Raw genomic sequence first — 23448 nt, 5'->3', positions numbered from 1 at the left:
TCATGAATAAGACAGGTTAGCGCCACGCGATCCTCCTTGGCCACGTTCCCGGCCGACAGGTACTGGCGGTTCCCGCGAAAGTCGGCAAAGCCGATGCGATTGCTGCCCAGGTGATGCAGGAAGCCGGCCGGGCCTCCGCGATGCTGGACGTAGGGCCTGCCGTCGGCGGTGACGCTGGCCAGGTAGAAGCTGTCGCGTGCCGCGATGAACTCAGCCTCCCGTTGTCCAAGAGGATCGGGAAGCCCATCTGCGCGCGCTTCCATCGCCGCGTAGGAATCGCGCGATCCGGCCCGCGCCTGCATGGCCCTCGATGCTTTGCCGAGCATGGTCGTGAGATAGTTCGCTGTCATGGCAACACGATTAGCACTGGTCAGTTTCTGCGATAATTGCCAGATATTGGCAGTCACTATTTCATGATGTGAAATTATCCATGGATCGATTTGAGGCCCTGAACACTTTCGTCGAGATTGCGGAGCACGGGAGTTTTGCCGGTGCTGCCCGGGCGCTTGGCCAGTCACCGGCGAAGATGACGCGCACCATCGCGGCGCTCGAGGCGCATCTTGGCGTTACCCTGTTTCACCGCTCGACCCGGACGGTGGCCCTCTCGCACGAGGGGGCAGCCTTGCTGGAGCGCGCAAGGGGACTGCTTGCCGACTTGCGCGAGGCCGAACATCTGGTGATGGGCCGCGGCGGCGCGCCGCAGGGGGAATTGCGCGTGACCGCGCCGGTCCTGTTCGGGCGCATGCATGTCCTGCCCGTCGTGGCGGGGCTGCTGGCCAGCCATGCCGGCCTTTCGGCAAGGATGCTGTTGCTCAACCGTAATGTGCGAATCGTCGAGGAAGGTATCGACGTTGCAGTACGTATCGGCGAACTGACCGACAGCACCCTGATGAGAGTGCAGCTTGGCGCCGTGCGGCAAGTGATTGTCGCGAGCCCCGGTTACCTCGATCAGCGGGGAATGCCGAAGCAACCTGCCGATCTGGCCCGGCATGACTGCATAGACGGCTCCTCGATCAGGCCGGACAATGTCTGGCGGTTCGGTCAGGACAAGGCGCTAAAGGTTGAAGTGCAGCCCCGGCTGGTCATCAATGACATTGCCGCGCGCATTGCTGCAGCCGAGGCGGGAGCCGGCGTGGTCAACGTGCTCAGTTATCAGGTTGCGGGGGCGCTACGTGCCGGGCGATTGGTGAGCCTGCTCGATGATCAGGCGCCACCGGCCTTGCCTGTACAACTCCTCTACCATTCCAGCCGGGCGGCCATGCCCGCAGTGCGCGCCTTCATCGAAGCCATGCGAGAGCGAGCCTCAAGAGATTCATGGCGCGCCAACCGTTGGTGAGAACTGGCGGCCAGGCACTGCGTCCCACATACGATGATGGCGCCTTGGAGGCGACGGACCTTCGACGGGATAGGGGGGCAACTTCTCCGGCACGCAAGTTACTTCAAAAGCGGCCAGCGAGAGCGGGGTAGAGTGGCTGCTTGCCGCAGATCAGGTGCTCAACGTACTCCTGTGCCGGAAACGGAAGATGCCTTGGCACTGATGATAGCCTTCGAAGCGACGTTCCTCGACTGCCGGTGATACGCCAAGGGATGACAATTTACTTGGACTGACTCGGGTAGGTCCTTTGATGAACGAGCTGCTCTTCGACTCCAATAAGCCAGTGCTCAATTATCCGTGCATAGATAGGCTAGAACCATTTTGCCCAGTTCACGTTTGAGCATATCCCACTGGTAGTGCTGTTCGGCGCCGCCATTCGGGCTCAGGTTCAGCCCGCGTGCCAGTACGGCATATATGATCTGATACGCCGCAAATACTTTCATATCGACCTGGCCTGCGATTTCGCCAGAGAAGCTCGTTATTGCCTCAGTGAATTGCGTGATGGAATGCTGGGCTGCGGCCCGACCGGATTCCTTGATCACCGGATCATCCTCTGCCCTTTGCATGCTGAGGCGCAATATCGGCGCATTGCCTTTCAGGATCTCGGCAAAGCCATCGGTGTAAGCTGGAATGAATTCTTCCAGGCTGGTCGCTTTAGCCATCACTTGCTTGAGCAGGACGTCTTCTGCAGCCCGGATCTGGGCCAGCGCCTCGGTAATGACGGCGCGGACGAGATTATCTTTCGAGTTGAAGCGCAGATAGATCGAGCCGATGGAGACCTTTCCGAGCTTCTCGACATCGATCAGGGTAAAATCTTCGCTGCCGCGCTCCAGCATCAGCGCGCGGGCGGCAGCGAGCATTCTTTCAAGTGTCGCCTTGCTCCGACTTTGTTGCGGAGTTCGGGCTGACGTTTTTGTGGCTCGTTCTGCGACTTTTGCTCGATCGGACATGCATCAACCAAACAGTATTATAACCGAAACGTCAATTTTTATTAATTCTTTGAAAGCAGTTTTTTGTGGGGACGCGGAAGACCCGGTATCACACCGGCATCGGGCACAATTGCGCCGATTACACAGTCCGCCGCTCGTCAGCCAAGTGTCTCCGTCATCCATCATCGTTGACAGCCAAGTCCGCCTTGTCTGAAACTAAAATCCTAGTTATAGAGTTTCGGAGGGAGAGATAGGTATGGCGCCGCCGGAGAACAGACGGGGTTTCGAGTTTTCAGTGGATGTTGTGGCCGTCGAAATCTCTTCGTGGAAGTTGTTCGTGGCCCAGGAGCCACCGCGCCGGTCTTGGCTTCAAAGATGAAGGGCTACCATCCGTTGGCAGGTCGTCTGATCGCCACACTCCTGGCATTTCCGCTGGCCGCCTTCTTCATCTTTGTCGGATGGAACAAGACCTTTGCCGCGCTTGAGGAATTGCGACAATACGGGGCGTGGACGATTTGGCTGCCTGAAGCGTTAGGGCGTGCGGTTGGCCTGAGCGAGATCTTGTGCGCCGTTCTGCTCCTCGGTGCCGTTTCTGTTCGCACGCAAGTCGTGGCCCGCACCGGCGCTGTGTTGCTTATCCTGAACCAATTGATCGCGGCGCTTTTCCATGCCGCCCACGGTGAGATCGGCGCTCTTCCACAGAACGCTATCCTCTCACTCGCCCTGATTGGTGTGATCGGGCTGACCGGCATTTCGTGGAAGAAGATAACTTCAAAATGGGAGAAGTCTGAATGGTGAAGAAAGTCATGTGGCGGATCGCCGCATACAGCATGCTCGCGTCAACCTGCCTGGCCGGTCAGGCGGCGTGGGCTGCCGGCACTGAATCGGGGCAGGTCGCCAAGCTTGAAGCCAAGGTCGCCGAATTGCAGAAGACAGCACAGGCCAATGCGGATCGCGCCGATGTCGAGAACCTGTTCTCCCGATACATGTATCTGCACAATGCGTTTCAGGATAACCAGATCGTTTCGCTGTGGGCCAAGAAGGGTACTCCGGATATTCGCTCCCAGTATTCGAACCTCGGCGTTTACACCAATTGGGACAGCATCATGTCCTACCATCGTGACCGGCCTTCTCCGATCGGGAAGCTGCTGTTCCACTATGTGACGACGCCTGTCATCGAAGTGGCTGGCGATGGCCAGACGGCAAAGGGCCTATGGATAGTCAATGGTCTCGAGTCTGGCCTCACCGATCCCGAGCACGCGAAGAACATGCCCGACTGGATGTTCGAAAAGGAAATGGTCGACGGCAAGAAAGTCTGGATGCACAACGTCTACCTCAAGTTCGGCATCGACTTCATTAAGCAGGATGGGCAGTGGAAGATCTGGCACTTCCATTGCTTCGAGGTTGCGCGCGCGCCTTACGGGATGGGATGGATCCCGTTCGCCGCAGCTGCCCAGGACGATTCCTTCAACGTCGACCTCATGTATATGGGGGACGATGGCAAGCCGGTGTTCATGCCCAAGGCGGACGGCCCGGCGTCGGTTCCGAACAATACTTACCGCACCGACACCGCGCAGAGATTGGAAGCGCGACCGCCAGAACCCTATCGCACGTTCAGCGAAACTTTCGCGTACTAGGTTAGCGACTGTAATTGAGAAGGGCCCGCCATGCCTTACCGGGCATGGCGGGCTCTTTGTCGTTCGCTATCGGCGGGGATTGGTCGTTCACGGAACCGTAGCGATGGCTCAGAGGCCGTTGTCAGGGAGAGGTTGGAAAATCCGCTGCATCATCGGGCACGGACAGCGTCACCCTACCCGTCCCGGCCCATTCCGTTCCGCGCAGAATAAGCGTCTGCAGTCCGGCGAAGTGGAGTGATACTTCGTCGTGGCCGATGGTAATCGAGAAGACACGTCCCTTGCCGTAGTCCTGCGTCCATACCTGGGGATGATCGGCATTGATGCCGTGCATCTTCGCCAGCTTTTCCTTGGTGTAAGCCCCTGCCGGGTATTTCGGGCCGGCCAGCTTCGGGTCATAGCTCGCTGCGGCATCATGCGCTGTGGCGAGAACATGAATCTTCGCGCCGGGCGCAAAACTCATGTTCGTGTACATGTCGTCGTTGTAGGTCCATACATATTCGCGCATGCCAGCGGTAATTGGATGCTCACGGTCGACGATATGCACCGGGAATGCTCCGGGTGGAGAACGTCGGCTCGAGCCCGGCTCCATGACGGCTCCGATCAGATCCCGGTATTCGGGCCAATTGTAGCCCCAGGTGAATGAGGAATGGTAGGCGACCAGACCGCCGCCTTGCCGGACGTAGTCGAACAGCGCCTTTTCGGCTTCGGGCGACCAGCGGTGCTCCTCCTTGTCGTCATAGACCCAGCGCGAAGAGTAGTTGAGGATTACAACGTCATAGGTTTTCAGCATGGCTAGGCTGCCATGGTCGAAATCCTCCGTTATCCTGACGTCGAAGCGGCCGCTGTCCTGTAGCAGGGTGCGCAACATGTTGTCGACGCCAGTCCAGTCGTGCTCATAGCTGTTCTGACCGCTGATGATAAGGACACTGATCCGCTTCTCGGCTGGATCAACCGGAATGGCAACGCGCTGTACGGTTTCGGGTGGGCGATAGGGTGGGTGGACGATGACCTGTGCCACAGCCGGAACAGTGAGCATCGCAATGGCCGCGCCGGTTGCTGCGCTTCTCAGTAGGTTCACAAGTTTCTCCCTCTTTGAGGTATGTCAGGGCTGCGCGGATAGGCAGTCCAGCTCCTCGTATTCGGTGGTTTCGCCACGTGACTTGCTCGTTCGCCCGATCGGCCAGAACAGAATGCAGATCAGTTGCAGGGTCAAAAGTACGATCGGCCAGCCGTAGTAAGACCAGCGGATCACGCTGCGTGCCTCTTCGGTAACCGCCTCGGGCACATAGTTGGCCCAGGCAAGGCAATAGGCGATTGCCGCAGACCCTACCGCCATGCCGATCTTGGTTGCCAGGCTGACCCCTGCAGACAACAGGCCTTCGTAGCGCACGCCAAAGAGTTTCTCATGGAAATCTACTGCTTCCGCAATCATGGTGAAAATGGCGGTGATCGTGAGCGAAGTTGTGATCGAGGCAGCGAAGTAGACCGCAAGGAAAGCAAGTGGCGCGGATTCGAGCCACGGCAGCAGCGAGAAAAGTCCGACTGATACCAGCAGGGCGCCTACGCAGCCCGATCGAATGCCGGTTCGCGAAAGGATTGGCGGAGCGATGAAAGCCGATAGCAGCAGCATCCCGGAAATGGCCGGCAGCATGACGGAAATCATCCACGGCTTTTTCAGGACATCTATAGCGAAGAAGGCCGTTACGGAAATCATGGCGCCGAAGCGAACGAAGTAGAGCAAGGTGAATACGAAGGCGACCCACCAGGCCTGATTGCGCAACATGTCGCGGATGGCTGGCAGGATCGGGAAATCGGCTGTTGTGGTGCTCTGATGACGTTCGCGGCAGTTGCGGAAGAGCGAAAGCAAGGCGATCAAGGACAGCGCCGAGAACAGCAGCGCGACATAGAGGAAGCCCTTATGTTCATCCCCGCCGCCAAACAGCGAGACCAGAGGCATCGTTGCCGCAGTGCCCAGGATCACCGATACCGAGGTCCCGATCGAGCGCATGGAACTGAGCTTCAGCCGGTCGTCAGTGTCCGGCGTTATCATCGGAAGCATGGCAGTGTAGGGTATCGACCCGAAGGACATCAGAATGCCCAGCAGATTGAACGTTACGAATGCCCAGGCGAGTTTGCCGTATTCCCCCCAGTCGGGCACCATGAAGATCATGACGAAGACAAGGCTGTACGGTAAGGCAGTGAACAGAATGTAGGGCCGTGCTTGGCCCCAGCGTGTACGTGTCTTGTCGACGAGAATGCCAACGCCCATGTCGACGGCAGCATCGAAAAGGCGGGCCGTGAGGAAAATCGTGCCAACAGCGCCCGCAGGCATCTTTGCAACCACGGTGTAATAATAGAGCAGGAACGCGCCGACGGCATTGTACGGCAGGCTGTAGCCGAAATCTCCAAAGCCGTAACTGATGCGTTCCACCAGGGAGAGCTTGGCACCTTGGCCAGCCGATCCGTTGCGAGTCATCGTTTCGTGCCACTTTCCGACACGGTGACAAGGATTCTGCCTAAATGCTTGCAATTCACTGCATTCTCCCGAGGTTCGCACGCATCCGGTCGTTCGGCCGGATCATTCTTATTGGCTTTTGAGACTCGCTCGGCCCCTTTCCGTTAAAACTATAATGCTGATTTTTGTTTGTCGATGGGAATTTTCATCGATCGATCCAGCCAGACCTGCAAGGTCTGCTTGACATGCTCATGTTGCAAACGATATTAAAACACTAATTACATTACGGGCGAAAAATCGTTCGAACAAAATGGGAGGATGGAGGATGTTGCTATTAAGTAGAGCGATTCTCATGGGGGGTGTCAGTCTGCTGGCAACTGGCCTGGCAAACGTAACGCCGGCGGCCGCGCAAGCATCTGTAGAAGAAGACAATTCCAATATTATCATTGTTACGGCCCAGAACCGTGCCGAGAACGTCCAGGACGTTCCCATCGCTATGGATGTCGTCGGCCAAGAGAAGATCGCACAAGCGGGCTTCAGCAATGCCAGCGACCTGGGCAAGATTTCGCCTTCGGTTCAGATCAACGAGGATCAGGGCCAGGTCAAGATCTCGGTTCGCGGCGTGGGCACCACGTCCAGCGACGAAGCGCAGGATACTTCGGTTGTCGCGAATGTCGATGGTGAATACATCAATCGCCCTAATGCCTTCAGCGTCGCCCTTTTCGACCTCGAGCGTGTTGAAGTCCTGCGCGGCCCGCAAGGTACGCTGTACGGGCGTAACTCGACTGGCGGCGCCGTCAACTTCATCACCCGCAAGCCTGGGAAGGAGTTCGGGCTCAACGCTACCGCCAGCTATGGCAACTACAATGCCATTCGCCTCGACGCGGGTGTCGACCTGCCAATCGGCGAAATGGCCGGTGCACGAATCGCAGGCTTCTACGACGACCGCGATGGCTATGTGAAGCATCCCGCCGGTGGCGGCTTCTTCGTCTTCCCTGCTTACGATGCCGGCCGCTCGGACGATAACCAGTCCTACGGCGGGCGTCTGTCGCTACGCTTCGATCCAACTGACGCCCTGTCGGTTAACCTGGCAGGCGAATATGCAGAGCGGCACTTTCGACCAGCCATCTTCGCTGCGGGCGATCTCAATGCCCCTGGCAATGGGCCGACCGGACCGGGATGCAATGCAGCTGGCTTCGAAACTGTGGCGCCCGACTATGGGCTGACTCTTTGCGTTCCTTCGAACACAAACCTGCTGAGCCAGATCGATCGCAGCGAGTATGACGCGCCATTCTACGGACTTGGCTCGGGACTTGACCAGAAAACCTGGGCGCTGCGCGGCCGCGTCGCCTACGAATTCGGGCCCGAAGCCACGCTGACGTACATCGGGGGCTATCGCGACTTCAAGCAGGGCGATCCCAGCGGAAACGAGTACCTTACGCTACCCGTGGTCTACCGCTCCTACCAGTTTCAGGACGATGCCAAGACACAGAGCCACGAACTGCGCCTGAATGGAACCATCGGCGGAGTAATCTACCAGGTGGGTGGATTCTATTTCAAGGAGAAGCTCGCCCGCGAAAGCGGATTCCTGCTGCCGAGCTTCATCTTCGGTTTGGCGCCGACCGATCCAGCAACTTTCCTCAGTTATTTCCGGCGTCTGGTCGACAGTGAAAGTGCATCCGCATTCGGTCAGGTCGAGGTTCCCATCACCGAAAGTCTGACTGCTGTAGGTGGCTTGCGCTACACGCATAACAAGCGTTCGGCACTTTATCTCAATGCTTCACCATTCGGGAATGGTCCGCCGGATTTCGCGCTTCTTGGAGCTGGTTCTGACCGCAAGGACTTCGCAGACCTCGCGTATGTCCAGACGCTCGATCTCGGTAGCAAGGAAAGCAAGGTAACCTGGCTTGCCGGACTCAATTGGAAGCCTGACCCCACGACCCTCGTCTACGCAAAGGCTACGACGGGCTTCAAGGGAGGGGGCTTCGATTCGGTCGGTACCTACAAGCCCGAGACCAATACGGCCTATGAGTTGGGCATCAAGAAGAACTTCGGCGACAGGGGGCAGCACCAGTTCAATCTGAGCGGCTTCTACTACGACTACAAAGATCTGCAGGTTTCAGTGCTGCTCGATACCACCGTGGGTAACCAGATCTTCAATGCCGGTAAGGCGACGATCTGGGGGGTGGAAGCAGAGGCCGCGATTGAGCTGAGTGAAAACGATCGTTTCAACGCGAGCTTTAACTATCTCAATTCGCAGTACGACGAGCTGTTTGCTCAGTTTAACGTCGTTTGCGTTGGATGCGGCCTGAATGGAATCGGCGACCTCGATCCGATCGCACCGGGAGTGCAGCAGCCCAGCTTTGCGGGCAATACGACTCCGTTCTCGCCCAAGTTCATCATCACCATGGCATATGAGCACGTGTTCGATCTTGGCGAAGCCGGCAAGGTTACCGCCCGAGCCGACACCTTGTTCAAGAGTTCGTATTTCACTGATTTCTACAATTACCGCGACGGCAAGCAGCGGGCATTCACACAATCGGGAGCGAGTCTCGAGTACAAGCCGGACAACGGCAAATTCAGTGTAACGGCCTTCGTCCGGAATATTGAAAACAAGCGGCCACTGACGTACGGCAGCTTCGTTTCTGCCGGTCCGGACGATATTTTCAACTGGCAGTTCGGCGCGCCAAGGACTTACGGTATACGCGTCGGCGTTGATTTCTGATCCGATTGGAGCTGTGTGTTTTGGGGGGCGGAGCAAGGCTCTGCCCCCTTATTTTATGCTGAGCATGGGCAGACATTTTCCGCTGTAACTATAACCAAAATTATAATAATTAAAGGTGACTCGGCGCCAGAAGTCGGGCTGTGGGAGAAGTATCGGGTCATGACGCAAAATGCAGCCACTGGGATGCGTCGCCGCGAATTCGCCGGCGGTCTTGCATTGTGGGCCTTAGCCTTGGGCATACCTGCAGCAGCGGTTCAATTCTCCAATCCTGAAGATCTGGAAGCAACGAGCGACCTTCAGCGGCAAATGATCGCAGGTGTCAGTGATATCGTCATCCCCAGGACCGATACACCAGGAGCAGGAGAGCTGGGCGTCGGCGATTTCGTCATTGTCGCCCTCGCGCACGGTCTTGAAGGATCGCGGACACCCTTGGCGACAGGCGATGTGTCGGCCCTGACGCCCTTCACTAGGCCTGATGGTTCCTTGCGGCATCTGCAATGGCTTGAGCACGACCTTGGGATCAGGGGTAACGGCCATTTCATGACGTTCTCGCCGCAGCGGAGAAAGGCCCTCTTGAAAGCACTGGATTCAGAAGCATTCGGTCAGGACCGTCCGCATCATCCCTGGCGTACGATCAAGGCGCTCATCCTGACGGGGTATTATACCACGGAAGTCGGCGGCTCGCAGGAGCTGGGCTACGAACCCGTTCCCGGGCGCTGGGATCCGGACTTGCCAATCAAGCAGGATGATCGTGCCTTCTCTAGCGACTGGACTGCCTTGGATTTTGGCTAAGGAACTAAGGATGGATTTTGACGCGATCGTGGTCGGTTCGGGCATCACCGGAGGTTGGGCCGCCAAGGAATTGACTGAAGCGGGCCTCAAGGTGCTCATACTGGAACGGGGGCGCAATATCCGACACCAGGTCGACTATGATCGAGAAACAAAGGCACCGTGGGAAATGCCGTTTCGGGGCATCGGCGACATTGAGATGTACAAGCGGGAATACCCGGTTCAGATGCTCAATCGACACTTCACCGAGTTCACCGAGGATCATTTCGTCAGTGACAAGGATAATCCCTATGCGACTGCTGCGGACACGGATTTCACCTGGTTCCGCAGCTATCAGCTCGGAGGACGTTCGCTTACATGGGGGAGGCAGTCCTATCGTTGGTCGGACTATGATTTCGGCGCAAACAAGCGCGACGGACACGGTACCGATTGGCCGATACGCTACGCCGATCTGGCACCATGGTATGACCACGTAGAAGAATTCATCGGTGTCTCGGGCGCGGCAGAGGGACTCGCTCAACTTCCCGACGGCAAGTTTCAGCCCCCCATGGCACTCAACGTCGTTGAACAGCACCTGAGAGAGGTGATCGGTGCGCGTTGGCCGGGCCGCTGCCTCACTATCGGCCGCACCGCGAATCTCACGCAGGCGAAACCTGAGCAGGGCAGGGCACATTGCCAATATCGCAGTATCTGCGCGCGCGGTTGCTCCTATGGCGCCTACTTCTCGACCCAATCTTCGACGCTCCCAGCCGCGAGTGCGACTGGTCGACTGACCGTGATCACCGACGCGATCGTCGAGAAAGTCGATGTCGATCCGAAGAACGGGCGCGTTACCGGCGTGCGCTGGATCGACGCGAAGAACAACGAGCGCAAGTCGGCCGCGGCGCGGATCGTTTTCCTCAATGCAGGTGCATTCAATTCCGTGCAGTTGATGCTGCAGTCGGCATGTGAATCCATGCCGCATGGCCTCGCCAATTCAAGCGGGGTTCTAGGCACGCATATCATGGATCATGCCAATACACTTTCGGCCGCCGCACTGATGCCCGGCTTCGAGAATCATACGACATTCGGCAATCGCCCGACTGGGGTCATCATTCCGCGCTATCGCAATCTCGATGAAATTGACGGGATTGGTCACACCCGAGGCTTCTCCTTCCAGGGTGGAGCCATGCAAAGCACTTGGACAAGGGCAAAGCGCGAAGCCGGAGTCGGGAAAGAATTCAAGACCCGCATGCATGAAGTTGGACCATGGCGGGCCGTGCTTGTTGGCTTCGCCGACTGTGTGCCGCGTGCGCGAAACCGTCTCACGCTCCATCGATCGCGGACTGACGGGCGAGGTCTTCCCCTTCTCAATGTCGAATTTTCGTTTGGCAAGGAGGAGCTCGCAGCGCTCGCGCAGGCAAAAGCCGAGGCTGCCGAGATGCTTACGGCTGCCGGAGGACAGGTGATCATGGGATTTGATCGCCCGGGGCCTGGAGGCACAGCCATCCATGAAATGGGCGGCGCGCGCATGGGGTGGGATCCCAAAACGTCCGTGCTGAACAGATGGAGCCAGTCTCATGACATTCCGAACCTGTTTGTCACCGACGGTGCACAGATGAGTTCGTCGGCCTGCCAGAACCCGTCGCTCACGTACATGGCGCTTACTGCCCGTGCTTGCGATGCCGCGGTCAAGATGCTCCGTGAAGGCATGATCTGATCATGGCGGTATCAAGGGCCGTAGGTGGGGACTGAATAATGGCTGGCGAATACGGCCCGAAGCTGTCCGATCACAGGACTTTTCGTGCGCTGCCCACGCTACTGAAGAATATCTGACGAAAAGCAGGCCCTCGGCTGAAACGATGTTGACAGCTTCGACGCTCCGGCTAATAACTATAACAACAATTCTAGTTTTGAACTGATTCTGGCGCCTGTCCGGTTCGGTGCCAGAGTGAGTCTTGTGAGAGGTCCTGATGCGCTTTTCTGTTTTCCTTAATGCCCGCTCGCTTGGTCCCGAGCAGGACCGCAAGCTGATGAAAGACCTGGAAGGCCATGCCAAACTGGCCTCCAACCTCGGTTTTGACGCGATCTTTCTGCCGGACCACCACTTCAATGGCTATATGCCTATCGCCAGCGACAGCTTCATCTACGCGGCTTACCTGGCCGCACAGATGCCGGACATGCACTTTGGCTTCTCGGTCGTCTCCGTGCCGCTGCACCATCCCGTGCGCCTGACGGAACGGATCAATCTTCTCGACCAGATCACCGACGGCAAGCTGCTCGTTGGTGTCGGTTCGGGGACGACGCCCGAGGAAATGATCGGCTTCGCAGTGGACTATCGGAATGCCGGGCCAATCTCTGAAGGTAACCTTGCCATCGCCGAAAAGCTCTGGGCCAAGCGTATGGAGGATCCCGCTGTCGAAATCGACAATGGTCCCTACCAGGGCAAGGTTCTGCAGCGCATCACGCCTGCGCCTTATTCCAAGGGCCATGCCCGGTTGATGCCGGTCGCCATGAAGGAGGCGAGCGCGAGGCGTGCCGCAGAGAATGGCTGGCCGGCGTTCATACCGGCATTCACGCCGCCGAAGATCGGCGGCACCGAACCGTTCCTCCACGTCAAGAAGTGGTTCGACATATACAAGGGCATGCTGCTCGAGGCCGGACATGATGAGGCAACCGTCAAGTCGGCCCTCGACTGGACGACGCACACGTATCAGGCTGTACACATTGCCGAAACCGACGAGCAAGCGCGCGAAGAGCTTGAGATTATCCTGCGCGGTTATCAGGATGCGGTAGATCGTGAAAACGCCTTCAATCGTCGCGCAGAAAGCGATGAGGCAAATACCAAGACTGACCGGACGCCCAACGCCCTCGATGAGGACTATATCGGAACCTGGTGTCTCTATGGCTCACCGGAAACGGTTATCGAGCATCTTCGTCCCTACCAGGAATTGGGCATCGGCAATATTCTTTGCGGTACGACGACCGGTCCCCTGACCGACCAGCGTCTTGCCTTCGGCAACCGCACGATCGAACTCATGGCAAGCAAGGTCATGCCAGCCCTGGCGAACATGTAAGTCGTTTGACTAACCTGCGCCTGCTTCACGATTCAACCTGACGCAAAGAACGTCCCGATCGATCGGCAGTCCGCAAAACCGGGTGTTTCGGCGTTTCTCTATCTAGCTCAACAAACCCTGAGAACGCCGATGCCGCCATTGGGTGCTGAACTCCGTGGCGCTCGCAATAATCAAGCCATAATGGGAGAAGCTGAATGAAATCTCGAAATTTGAGGACTGCAATGCTGGCCGGGAGCGCGATTGCCGCCATGGCGACACCGGTTTTCGCTCAAGAAGCGCAGGGCGAAAAGGCGTCTGCGATCGATCCCAATGTCATCATCGTGACCGCGCAGAACCGGGCACAGAACGTGCAGGACGTTCCTATTGCGATGAGCGTCCTTGGCGGTGAGAAACTGGAAGAGGCGGGTGTCACCGACTTCAACCAGATGGACCGTGTCGCTCCGGCACTGAATATCACGAATGACACCGTCTTCACTCGCGTGGCTATCCGCGGTGTCGGTACCAACTCGAACGACGAGGCGCAGGACCAGTCGATTGCGATCAATATCGACGGTGAATACCTGAACCGTGCCAACGTTCTTGGCGTGTCGCTGTTCGATATGGAGCGCGTCGAGGTTTTGCGCGGGCCCCAGGGCACGCTTTATGGCCGTAACGCAACGGGCGGCGCGATCAACTTCGTGACCCGCAAGCCTGGCGATGTCTTCGCCGTCAATCTGACCGGAACCTACGGAAATTACGACCAGATCACGCTGGACGGTGGCGTCGATGTGCCGCTTGCCGGTATCGGCGGCATTCGTCTGTCCGGCCTGTTCGACAAGCACGACGGTTATTTCTACCACCCGAATATCGATGCGCGCAGCGGTTCGTCCGAAAAGAAGGCCGGCCGCCTAAGCCTGCGCCTTGAACCCACCGACGGATTGCGGATCGATCTCGCCGGCGAGTATGTCAAGGTGGATAGCATCTTGGCTGCCAATGCCTGGACTAACCTGAATGCTGCCGGCAACGGACCGGGGGCGGATTGCTCGCTCAACGGCTTCGAGGAAGTCGCTCCGCTAACCCCCAATGTCCAGTGCATTCCGAGCAACACCAACTTCCTGTCCACCATCGATCGGGACAGCTACGATGCTGCCTTCACGGGTGTGAGCCCGAGCGAGCAGGAATCCAAGGTCGTACGCGGCAAGGTCGCCTATGATTTCGGCCCCGCCATCGTCACTTACACCGGTGGATACCGGGTTACAGACCAGGATGCGGACATTGCTCTGGCTCCTGCCTACTACTTCTACGATTTCTTTAACCGCACGAAGACCCAGAGCCACGAGTTGCGCCTGAACGGTACGCTGAACGGCATCGAGTGGCAGACCGGTGCGTTCTACTTTCACGAAAATCTGCGCAATTCGCGCGGCCTGTTCAGCCCCTTCATCGGACCCAATGGCAGCTTCATCAACGCCTTCCGGCGAGACGTTACGGCCAAGAGCTGGGCAGCTTTCGGTCAGGTCGACGTGCCGCTTACCGCGACACTCACTGCAGTTGGGGGCTTGCGCTATACGCATGACAAGCGTCATGGCCTCTTCGACAACTATGGGTTCGTGTTCAACTCGGGGCCGGTCGAGCAGACCGGGGATGCGCCTTCACAACTCGATCTGGATGCCAAGGGCAGCAAGGTTACCTGGCTTGCCGGTCTGAACTACAAGCCCAATGCCGATACCCTGATCTACGGCAAGGTTTCGACCGGTTACAAGGCAGGCGGCTTCGACAGTGTCGGCGCCTATGATCCGGAAACCAACACGGCCTACGAAATCGGCTCCAAGCTGACTTTTGGCGATATGGGGCAGCACAAGTTCAACCTGTCTGGTTACTATTACGACTACAAGGACCTTCAGGTTTCGGTTCTGCTCGACAATTCGATCGGAGGCCAGATCTTCAACGCCGGCAAGGCCGTCATCTGGGGTGCGGAAGCCGAACTTTCGATCGGGCTCGACGAGCACAACTTCTTCAATGCCTCATTCAACTACACGAATGCAGAATATAAGGATCTGCTGGCTTCGTACGTCGTCTACTGCGTCGGTTGCGGCGATATCGGCGTCGGCGATCTCGATCCCGATCCGAACAATATCGTCCAGCCCAATCTCGCCGGCAACAAGCCGCCCCAGACGCCCAAGTTCGTCATCACCATGGGATACGACCACATCTTCGATTTCGGCAGCGCGGGCACTCTGACTGCCAGCGTGTTCTCGAAGTTCAAGAGTTCGTACTTCACGGATATCTTCAACTATCGCGACAGCAAGCAGAAGGCCTTCACCCAGACCGACCTTACCCTGGTCTATAAGCCGGAAGACGAGCGCTGGAGCGTACAGGCATTTGTCCGCAATCTCGAAAATGAGAAGCCGCTGACATATGCTGCCTATGTCGCAGCCGGTCCTGACGACGTCTATACATGGCAGTTCGGTACGCCGCGTACCTATGGTATCCGCGTCGGTATCGATTTCTGATCTGACCTGGCGGGGAGGGGCGGTTCCTTCCCCGCCAGCAGTCGAGCACTAGAAATGGGAAATGGCTCATGAAACTATCAGCCTGCATCGAATGGCAGTTCGGAGACGAAACAGTCGGATTGCCAGATCGCATTCGCGCGGCAAGCGAAGCCGGTATCGACCTGGTGGAGTTCCACCTGTGGCGTGACAAGGATGTCGACGGCATTGCCCTGGCTCTCGAAGAAACCGGTTCGAAGCTGACAGGCTTCTGTGTCGATCCGCGACGCTCGATCGTCGACCCGGCACAACATGCCGAGATGCTCGAGGCGGTGCGCGGTACGCTGGAAGCGGCCGTCAAGCTCGGTTCGCCGCCGCTGATCGTGGCCTCGGGTTTCCTGCGCGAAGGGGTTTCTCCGGAAGAGCACAGAGCCGAAGCCGTGAAGGTTTTGCGCGAAGCGGCGCTACTGGCGGAGGAGGCTGGCGTTACGCTCGTCCTCGAACCGCTCAACACCAAGGTCGAGCACCCCGGCATGTACCTCGACAGCACGCGTCTCGCGCTGGACATCGTCGAGGAAATCGGCAGCCCACGGCTGAAGGTGCTCTATGATGTGTATCACTCGCGGGTCATGGGCGAGGATATGAAGTCGGTGCTGGAAGGCCGCATGCATCTCGTCGAGCACGTGCAGGTTGCCGATATGCCCGGCCGTAACGAGCCGGGAACAGGTGAGATCGATTGGAAAGGCGTGGTCGCGGACTTGCGCGATCTGGGCTACCAAGGGGCTCTCGGGCTCGAGTATCGTCCGACCTTGCCTGCTCTGGAATCTCTGGCGATGACCCGCGAGGTGCTAGGCGTCTGAGATGCATCCGAATTGGACAATGTCGGACCAGTCCTGATGCTGGTCGATGCTTCGAGGCCGGGCATTACGCCTTGACGAAGCGGCCCGTATATGGGAACAGTAATTTTAATTAGGGTTTAGGCCCCAGGGGAGAGAGTTCCAGCCTGCCAGGCAATTTGGGCGCCGACACATCATCGGCTCATCAAATCCTGCGGCGATGCTTCCCCGCCTTCGTAAACGAGTGCCACTTGCTTCGCGAAAGGGAAGAAGCATGAGTAATCAGATCAAGCGGGGCGTTAGCCTCTACAGTTATCAGAACGAAACCTTTCAGGGAAAGATGACCCTGGAAGATTGCATCCGCACCAGCGCAGAGCTGGGTGCGAACGGCATCGAGATCATCGGCGAACAGACATTCTGGGGTTGGCCGGAGGTCGGCGTCGAAGATGCCGCCGTCGCGAATTGGCATGAACTGATCAAGAAGTACGACTGCGTACCCGTTAGCCACGACTTCATGCTGGACTACAAGCGCTACAAGGGTCGCGTGATGCCCTTCGACGAGCAGGTCGCCAGCGTGAAGAAGGATATCGACTTCGGTGCCCGCCTTGGCATGAAGTTTATCCGCGCGCTCGTTTCGATCGAGCCCGAAGTGCTGGTGGCGGCCGCGCCCTACGCCGAGGAGAAGGGCATCAAGATCCTGATCGAGGTCCATGCACCGCTTCACTTCGATCACCCCTGGATCATAAGGCATGCGGAAGCCTTCGAGAAGAGTGGTTCCGACGCTCTCGGATTCCTGCCCGACATGGGCATGTTCCTCTTCAAGTTCCCGCCGGTCTGGAAGGAAAAGTTCCTGCGCATCGGCGTTCCCAAGAACATCGCCGACTACATCGAGAAGGCTTATGAGGACCGCGTGCTCTCCGAGTACGTCATTCTCAACGTGCGCGAGATGGGTGGCGAAGGCCCGGCACTGGGCATGGCCGAAACGCTCCGGCACAATGCTGCCTTCGAACCCAAGCGCATGCTCGAACACATGAGCCGCATTCACAACATCCATGGCAAGTTCTACCAGATGGACGAGGACTACGTGGAGCCGTCGATTCCCTACGACGAGATCGTCAAGGTTCTCCAGCAGGGTGGCTACAAGGGCTACATCTGCTCCGAATACGAAGGCAATCGCTGGATCGAGGACGCCGAGGAGCCGGATTCGGTCGAGCAGGTGCGCCGCCAGCAGGTCATGCTTGCCCGCCTTCTGGGCGAAGAGACCGTCCCCACCCTGAAGACCCCCGTGGCCGCCTAAGGAGACTGCGACATGATGGACAACAAGATGATCTGCACCGAGCAGTTCGAGAATGTCGTGGAAGACGGCAAGGCGGTGGGCTTCAGCTTTCTGGGACGCCTGCCTTACTACCGCGGTCTGGGTCTCTCGATGGTCGAGGATATCCAGGTCAGCGTCGATGACGCAAAGATCGCGCGCGAGGACGTGCGATTTTCGGTTCGCGGCAAGACCTACACGCTCGACGAAATGGAAACGGTCTATGACGACCGCTGGAACTTCGGCGAAAAGGCAACGATCATCGCGCTCAAGCCGGGTGGCCTGACGCCCGGCAAGCACAAGATCGAATTTGCGGTGCGCATGCGCGTTTCCTATCTTCCCTTTGTGCCCACCACCAAGGATACCAAGGAACTGGATCTGGCTGCCTAGGCAGCTCGAGGGCGGCGGCCGAACCGACCTCTCCTCCCGGGGAGGCCGCCGTCTCATTTTTAAATTCAAGATATCGAGAGATTACCGCATGCGCGAGCCGACGACCGCCGAGAAGGCTTCCCTTACCGCCGGAGCGGCTATGTGGCGGACTGCCGCCGTGCCGGAAGCTGACATTCCTTCCTTCACGATGAGCGATGGACCGATGGGAATTGCAAGCGGCAAGGTCGATGAACGCGACATCGCCGCGCTCAGCCCCTGTGCCATGTCTCTCGGGGCGAGCTGGGATGTCGATCTGGCGAGGCGCATCGGCGCCCTTGTTGGCGGAGAGGCGGTAGAGCGCGGCGTGGATGCGGTTCTGGCACCCAACGTCAATCTTGCGCGCAGCCCGTTGGCGGGACGCGCCTTCGAGTACTTTTCGGAAGATCCGTTCCTTGCAGGCGTGCTCGGCGCGGCCTGGATAGGCGGCTTGCAGTCGACCGGTACGGGCTCGGTTGCCAAGCATCTGGTGTGCAATGACAGCGAGACCGAACGCGACCGCGTCGATGTCCGCGTCGATGAACGCACCTTGCGCGAAGTCTATCTGCTGCCTTTCGAAATGGCGGCACAGGCGGGCTGCGCGGGCATGCTCGCCGCTTACAACAAGGTCAATGGAAACTGGTGCAGCGAACAGCACCACGTCCTGACCACCATCGTCAAGGAAGAGTGGGGCTATCCGGGCCTCATCATGAGCGACTGGTTCGGCACTCATTCGACGCTCGGCACGATCAATGCCGGGCTCGACCTGGAGATGCCGGGACCGGCCCGCTTCATGGGTGCGCATGTCGGTGAGGCGGTGGAAGCCGGCCAGGTCAGCGCTGAGCGTCTCGACGATGCAGCGCGCCGCGTGGCGGAAATGGCGCGCCGGGTCACTGGATCCAAGAGCGTCCCCTATACTGCCGAGCAGGCGCAGGAGCTGCTGGTCGAGGCATCGGCTGCCGGCTTTGTGCTGTTGAAGAACGAGGGAGACTTGCTGCCGCTCGCACCGGGCGCGGTCAGCCGCCTTGCGGTTATCGGTCCGAACGCCGCCGCGCCATGTTTCCAAGGCGGGACTTTCGCGAAGATTTCGGTTTCGCCCGATCTGGCGACGCCTGCCCAGGCGATCGCCGCGCTCTACGAAGGCGGCACGCAAGTCGTATTCGAACCCGGCGTCGATCCGCAGCCGCGCCTGCCTTCGATGCCGGCAAGGCCGGCGATTGACATCGGCGACGGCTGCACGGCGGGCATGACGCTGGAGTATTTCGCCAGCACCGATTGCAGTGGTGAGCCGCTGACACGCGAGACGCGCAATACCAATTCGATTGTCTGGTTCGTGGGGGTGCACGAGCAGGGACCGTTCGATCAGGGCGGTTCGGTGCGGGCTTCCGGCTATTTCACGCCGGTCACGGACGGGGAGCATGCTTTTTATCTCGGTGCGACCGGAGAAGCACGCCTGTTCGTTGACGGCGATCCGGTTCTGACGACAAGTGAGATCGACGCCAAGGATGTGATGGGCAAGCTCAAGTCGGGCGATGCCTATACTGCCAGCGTGGATCTATCCGCCGGGCGGGAAGTGCATGTTGTAATCGAGTTCCATTATCGGCCTGCGCGCGTGCAGGGCCTGTGGTACGGTGTGCGTGGCCCCGGTGGGCGCGAAGAACTGCTGGCGCGCGCCGAAGCGGCTGCGCGCGACGCGGATGCGGTGTTCCTGTTCGTAGGAGAGACTTCTGACTCGAGCGTCGAGAGCAAGGATCGCGCTGACACCCTGCTCGTGTCCGATCAGCTGGAATTGATCGAGCGGGTTCTGGCTGCCAATCCCCGAACAGCTGTCGTGGCCAACGTCGGTCATGCCTTCGATACGAGTTGGGACGAAAAGGCTGCAGCGCTCATATCAGCCTGGTATCCGGGCGAAGGCTTCGCGCAGGCGATTGCCGAGGTTCTGGCCGGCGAAAGGGAGCCGGGTGGCCGCATGCCCGTTTCGATTGCGAAGTCGGAAGCGGATTATTCCGGGTTGAACCTGATACCCGATGCCGATGGCGTACTCGAATATGCCGAAGGCACGCGCTTCGGATATCGCGCCATCGCCTGTAGCGGCGGGAAGGCGCGCCATTCCTTCGGCAGCGGCGCGGGTTATGCCCGCTTCGCGTGGAGCGATGTACGCGTCGAAGGAGACAGCGTGTCGCTCACCTTGCGCAACCTCTCGGATCGCAGCGGCAGCGATGTCGTTCAGGTCTATCGTGACGATCCTGAGCCTACGCTCGTGGCCTTCGCCAAGTGCGAGGTCGCGCCCGGCACCGAGAAGCGGGTCGTGTTGCCGCTTCGCCGGCGCCAGTTCGTGACTTGGCAAGGCGATGGCTGGTCGCCGCTCGGAGAGCGTTTTGACGTGCGCGTAGCGCGCTCGGCCGAAGATCCGGGAACAGTTCTGAGCGTCGATTGGGAGGCGCTTGGTTAGAAAAAATCGCGTGCCGCAAGTCAGACAATAGGCAAGGCGAAGGGAGAGGCAACATCACGTTGGAAATCAAACGGCTGGGTTGGGGCACGCGCATTTCCTTCATGGCTTGTGCCATGCCGGAGCTTATCAAGAGCTTCGCCTGGGACGCTTTTGTCCTGTTCTTCTACAGCCAGGTCGTCGGCCTCGGCGGTTTTGCCATCGGCGCAGCGCTGGCGATCATCCTGGTCTTCGACGCTGTGGTGGATCCCTATATCGGGGCCTTGTCGGACCGCATGGACAAGGCCCCCCTCGGTCGCCGCCATACCCTGATGGTTGCAGCGGTTCTGCCTTATGCCTTCGGCATTGCCATGGTATTCAATCCGCCGGGCGGCATGTCGCAGTTGCAGATATTTGCCTGGCTGCTTTCTACCGGTCTCTTGGCGCGCGTGGGAATATCGTTCTGGACCGTTCCTGCCTATGCGATGGGCGGAGAATTGACGCGCGACACGGCAGAGCGCAACATCATCTCGGTGATGCGTAACATGGGCAACCAGTTGGCGGTGCTGACTGTACCGTGGGTTGCCTTCGCGGTCTTCTTCGTGCCTTCCGCCAACTTTGCCAAACCGCAGCTCGATCCGGCGCCCTACCCGGGCTTCGGTCTTTTCGTTTCGTTGCTGGGTGCGGCGCTTATGGTCGTCGGCTTGCTCGGCACGCGCGCACGGATGCGTGAAGTTGAAGCTGAAGACCGCGTCCTCGTGCGCGATACCGGAATTGAGACGGTGCCGCAGCTTCTGCGCCGGCTCAAGGCTGCGATCCGTACCACGCCCAATGTCGGACGCCTGTTGATGGTCACATTGCTGGTGCTGTTCACCAATTCGGTGGTCAACCAGCTGACACTGCATCTCTCGACCTACTTCTGGCAACTTGACCCTGCATCCACCCAACGCCTGTTGATAGCGGGCGTTCTCGGCTCAATCACCGCGATGTTCCTTGCGCCTATGTGGATGAAGCTGGTCGGCACCCGTTTTGCGATGGTAAGCGGGCTTGTCGCATTCTTCGTTGTTCAGGCGGCGGCCGTGCTGCTGCCCCTGCTTGGTCTTTCACCGCCGCCTGCAAGCATGGCGATCGGCACTTTCGTATTCGCTTTCCGTGTGCTCGGTGGGTTGGCTTACGGTCTCTATGTCGTGCCGTTCAACACGATGTCTTATGATGTCGGTGATGAGCACGAGGCCAATACCGGCCTGCCGCAGCAGGGCCTCGTTGCCAGTTTCATGTTCATCGGCCTGCAGATCGGAAGCGGCTTGGTAGCGTTGTTGGCTGGCTCGTTCCTCGGAATGATCGACTTTCCGGCCGGCCTTCCCGTCGATCAGGTGCCGGCAGACAAGGTCGAGGCACTGGCATGGTTCGTAACCGGGCTAATTGTCGTTGCTGGCGGCCTGATGGCGTGGCTGGTTGGCCGATTTGACATTTCTGCGGAGAAGCAGGCGGCGATCCGGGCGAAACTCGCTGAGCTGCGCGCCACAAGCGAATGATTCCGGGCCTCGTGCGGGGCCCGGAACACTTTTCCGGCAGTTGGTCAGGCATTGTCGCTGAATTCGGCACCTGCGCCGTAGAAGCGCACTGTGCCGTCGCAATCGGCGGCCTTCACGCCAATGCTCAATTGCAGCCCGAAGCGTAGCGGCAACGGTTGCTCCATCGTAATCCGGGTCAATCGCCGCGCCGCCTTGGGGTAGTATTCCCGCCATTGTTCCGGCGGATCGAATGGCACGCTCTCAAAAGGCGGCTCCGTACCGATTTCGGTGAGTGGCATGCGCTCCATGCCGCCATGCTGCAGCACGATCCAGTTGATCTGCGCCCCATCGAGCACTTCCCACATGAGCGACACGGCATCCAGCACCTGTTGCACGCCATTGGACTTACTTGGGGTCTGGAGTGGGAAATGGAACCAGACGTTCTTTCCGGCCCTGATGCGAAAGCTTGAGAAGAAGCCTCGATGGAAACCGTGGCCTTCGGACCATGGAGCGTCGTCGATGGCGGCGACGAATTCGCTGCCGTGTTCCTGTAGGACAACCGCTGCGGAGGGTTGCCAGACAGTCGATGTGTTGCGCCGGCTTAGCCCCACCACGGATCCTTGCCCTCCTTCCACTTGATCGAGCAGCCAGCGCTGGGATGGTGCGGTTCGGGAACCGGCTGACCGGCAAGCACTGCATCTACAGCGCGGCGCATGTCCTCGCCGGTAACCGGCAGGTCGGTGCGGAGCGGCGGCAGACCGGGAACAGGCGGGCGGTTGATCTTTGGACGGCTGGCATCGAACTGGCCGTTGTAGACGAGCTTGCGATCGCGATCGTACAGGAAGAAGTCGGGCGTGCAGATGGCTCCGTAGGCGAGCGCTACATCCTGACTCTCGTCGTGGAGATAGGGGAAGGGAAAGCCCTTTTCCTGCGCGAAGTGACGCATGTGATCATAGTCGTCTTCAGGAAATTCGCTTGGGTCATTCGACGAAATTGCAACGACTTGCAGGCCAATGGGCTCGTACTCCTTCGCAAAGGCGACAAGCTCGTCGATGATATGGAGGACAAAGGGGCAATGGTTGCAGATGAATGCAACCAGCAAGGCGGGTTTGTCCGCGAAATCTGCCAGGGATCTTCGTTCGCCGAGAGTATCCGGGAGATCGAAATCCGGCGCAGTTTCACCTTCGCCAACTTGTCGTGACATTCGCAACATACGCTCATCTCTCCCTATAAATATAATTATGATTCTTGTAGTGGAACGGAATGCGCCATGCAAGTTCACATGATTGAGGGACATTTCGCGCATGGATTGGGCGCGCTTATGGGCCGTCTGCGCGATTCGAGTAGCGGAAGATCGCGTGGATCTTGCCTTATTTGATCGGTCTGGTCTGATCCCAAGCGCCAATCACAACTCTTCGACGAGGCATGCAAGGCACATTCTGCCGGGTTCGATGCCGCCGACCGATTGCGCTATTCGAGTGGGGACTTGATACCGAGCGAGGTGGCACGATTGTGCCGAGTT

Annotated in this window: 19 protein-coding genes; 13 read left to right on the top strand and 6 right to left on the bottom strand. The window is 58.7% G+C overall.

What is annotated here, in order from left to right; genetic code table 11:
- Positions 1 to 350: pyridoxamine 5'-phosphate oxidase family protein (locus SPHV1_RS21400; protein ID WP_197277768.1), on the bottom strand; the 350-nt coding region annotated here is incomplete at its 3' end.
- An 80-nt stretch (positions 351 to 430) separates the two neighbouring features.
- Between SPHV1_RS21400 and SPHV1_RS21395 the strand changes: the two genes are divergently transcribed.
- A complete protein-coding gene (locus SPHV1_RS21395) occupies positions 431 to 1336 on the top strand; it encodes a LysR family transcriptional regulator (RefSeq protein ID WP_054948022.1) in 906 nt (301 codons plus the stop codon).
- A 326-nt stretch (positions 1337 to 1662) separates the two neighbouring features.
- On the opposite strand, the gene SPHV1_RS21390 is transcribed toward SPHV1_RS21395, so the two are convergent.
- Complete coding sequence (locus tag SPHV1_RS21390) at positions 1663 to 2235, bottom strand: TetR/AcrR family transcriptional regulator (RefSeq protein WP_231634807.1); 573 nt, start codon at positions 2233 to 2235, stop codon at positions 1663 to 1665.
- Positions 2236 to 2679: 444 nt separating this feature from the next.
- Between SPHV1_RS21390 and SPHV1_RS21385 the strand changes: the two genes are divergently transcribed.
- Together SPHV1_RS21385 and SPHV1_RS21380 are read left to right on the top strand one after the other, a co-directional pair.
- On the top strand, positions 2680 to 3102 hold the full coding sequence (locus tag SPHV1_RS21385) for a DoxX family protein (RefSeq protein WP_054948020.1): 423 nt from the start codon (positions 2680 to 2682) through the stop codon (positions 3100 to 3102).
- Positions 3096 to 3941 carry a nuclear transport factor 2 family protein gene (locus SPHV1_RS21380; RefSeq protein ID WP_231634806.1) on the top strand — a complete coding sequence of 282 codons (846 nt, stop codon included), beginning with the start codon at positions 3096 to 3098 and terminating at the stop codon, positions 3939 to 3941. The genes SPHV1_RS21385 and SPHV1_RS21380 overlap by 7 nt, the downstream gene beginning before the upstream one ends.
- A gap of 121 nt (positions 3942 to 4062) precedes the next feature.
- On the opposite strand, the gene SPHV1_RS21375 is transcribed toward SPHV1_RS21380, so the two are convergent.
- Both SPHV1_RS21375 and SPHV1_RS21370 read right to left on the bottom strand, forming a co-directional pair.
- Positions 4063 to 5019, bottom strand: a complete 957-nt coding sequence (locus tag SPHV1_RS21375; protein ID WP_231634805.1) for a ThuA domain-containing protein — start codon at positions 5017 to 5019, stop codon at positions 4063 to 4065.
- A 24-nt stretch (positions 5020 to 5043) separates the two neighbouring features.
- Positions 5044 to 6417 carry an MFS transporter gene (locus tag SPHV1_RS21370; RefSeq protein ID WP_054948018.1) on the bottom strand — a complete coding sequence of 458 codons (1374 nt, stop codon included), beginning with the start codon at positions 6415 to 6417 and terminating at the stop codon, positions 5044 to 5046.
- Between the two features lie 289 nt (positions 6418 to 6706).
- Here SPHV1_RS21370 and SPHV1_RS21365 point away from each other — a divergent pair, with 289 nt between their 5' ends.
- From SPHV1_RS21365 to SPHV1_RS21320, 10 genes are all read left to right on the top strand, one after another.
- Positions 6707 to 9121, top strand: a complete 2415-nt coding sequence (locus tag SPHV1_RS21365; RefSeq protein WP_231634804.1) for a TonB-dependent receptor — start codon at positions 6707 to 6709, stop codon at positions 9119 to 9121.
- A 159-nt stretch (positions 9122 to 9280) separates the two neighbouring features.
- On the top strand, positions 9281 to 9913 hold the full coding sequence (locus SPHV1_RS21360; RefSeq protein WP_054948027.1) for a gluconate 2-dehydrogenase subunit 3 family protein: 633 nt from the start codon (positions 9281 to 9283) through the stop codon (positions 9911 to 9913).
- Positions 9914 to 9923: 10 nt separating this feature from the next.
- Complete coding sequence (locus SPHV1_RS21355) at positions 9924 to 11609, top strand: GMC oxidoreductase (protein WP_054948016.1); 1686 nt, start codon at positions 9924 to 9926, stop codon at positions 11607 to 11609.
- 253 nt (positions 11610 to 11862) lie between these two features.
- On the top strand, positions 11863 to 12966 hold the full coding sequence (locus SPHV1_RS21350; protein WP_054948015.1) for an LLM class flavin-dependent oxidoreductase: 1104 nt from the start codon (positions 11863 to 11865) through the stop codon (positions 12964 to 12966).
- A gap of 194 nt (positions 12967 to 13160) precedes the next feature.
- A complete protein-coding gene (locus tag SPHV1_RS21345; RefSeq protein WP_054948014.1) occupies positions 13161 to 15455 on the top strand; it encodes a TonB-dependent receptor in 2295 nt (764 codons plus the stop codon).
- 68 nt (positions 15456 to 15523) lie between these two features.
- Positions 15524 to 16291, top strand: coding sequence for a hydroxypyruvate isomerase family protein (locus SPHV1_RS21340; RefSeq protein ID WP_054948013.1), 768 nt, complete (start codon positions 15524 to 15526; stop codon positions 16289 to 16291).
- Positions 16292 to 16541: 250 nt separating this feature from the next.
- Positions 16542 to 17564 carry a sugar phosphate isomerase/epimerase gene (locus tag SPHV1_RS21335; protein ID WP_054948012.1) on the top strand — a complete coding sequence of 341 codons (1023 nt, stop codon included), beginning with the start codon at positions 16542 to 16544 and terminating at the stop codon, positions 17562 to 17564.
- Between the two features lie 12 nt (positions 17565 to 17576).
- Positions 17577 to 17969 carry a DUF6379 domain-containing protein gene (locus tag SPHV1_RS21330; protein ID WP_054948011.1) on the top strand — a complete coding sequence of 131 codons (393 nt, stop codon included), beginning with the start codon at positions 17577 to 17579 and terminating at the stop codon, positions 17967 to 17969.
- A gap of 88 nt (positions 17970 to 18057) precedes the next feature.
- On the top strand, positions 18058 to 20436 hold the full coding sequence (locus SPHV1_RS21325) for a glycoside hydrolase family 3 protein (protein WP_054948010.1): 2379 nt from the start codon (positions 18058 to 18060) through the stop codon (positions 20434 to 20436).
- Between the two features lie 59 nt (positions 20437 to 20495).
- On the top strand, positions 20496 to 21947 hold the full coding sequence (locus SPHV1_RS21320) for an MFS transporter (RefSeq protein WP_231634803.1): 1452 nt from the start codon (positions 20496 to 20498) through the stop codon (positions 21945 to 21947).
- Positions 21948 to 21991: 44 nt separating this feature from the next.
- Here SPHV1_RS21320 and SPHV1_RS25160 read toward each other — a convergent pair whose 3' ends face one another.
- Together SPHV1_RS25160 and SPHV1_RS21310 are read right to left on the bottom strand one after the other, a co-directional pair.
- Positions 21992 to 22540: a hypothetical protein gene (locus tag SPHV1_RS25160; RefSeq protein WP_231634802.1), complete on the bottom strand. Its 549-nt coding sequence runs from the start codon at positions 22538 to 22540 to the stop codon at positions 21992 to 21994.
- Positions 22528 to 23130, bottom strand: coding sequence for a thioredoxin family protein (locus SPHV1_RS21310; RefSeq protein ID WP_231634808.1), 603 nt, complete (start codon positions 23128 to 23130; stop codon positions 22528 to 22530). The genes SPHV1_RS25160 and SPHV1_RS21310 overlap by 13 nt, the downstream gene beginning before the upstream one ends.
- Positions 23131 to 23448 lie beyond the last annotated feature (318 nt).

It is taken from the genome of Novosphingobium sp. KN65.2 (assembly GCF_001368935.1).
In the GTDB taxonomy this organism is placed as follows: Bacteria; Pseudomonadota; Alphaproteobacteria; order Sphingomonadales; family Sphingomonadaceae; genus Novosphingobium; species Novosphingobium mathurense.
The sequence above is the reverse complement of the archived record's forward strand: the minus strand, read 5'-3'. Positions and strand labels throughout refer to the sequence as shown.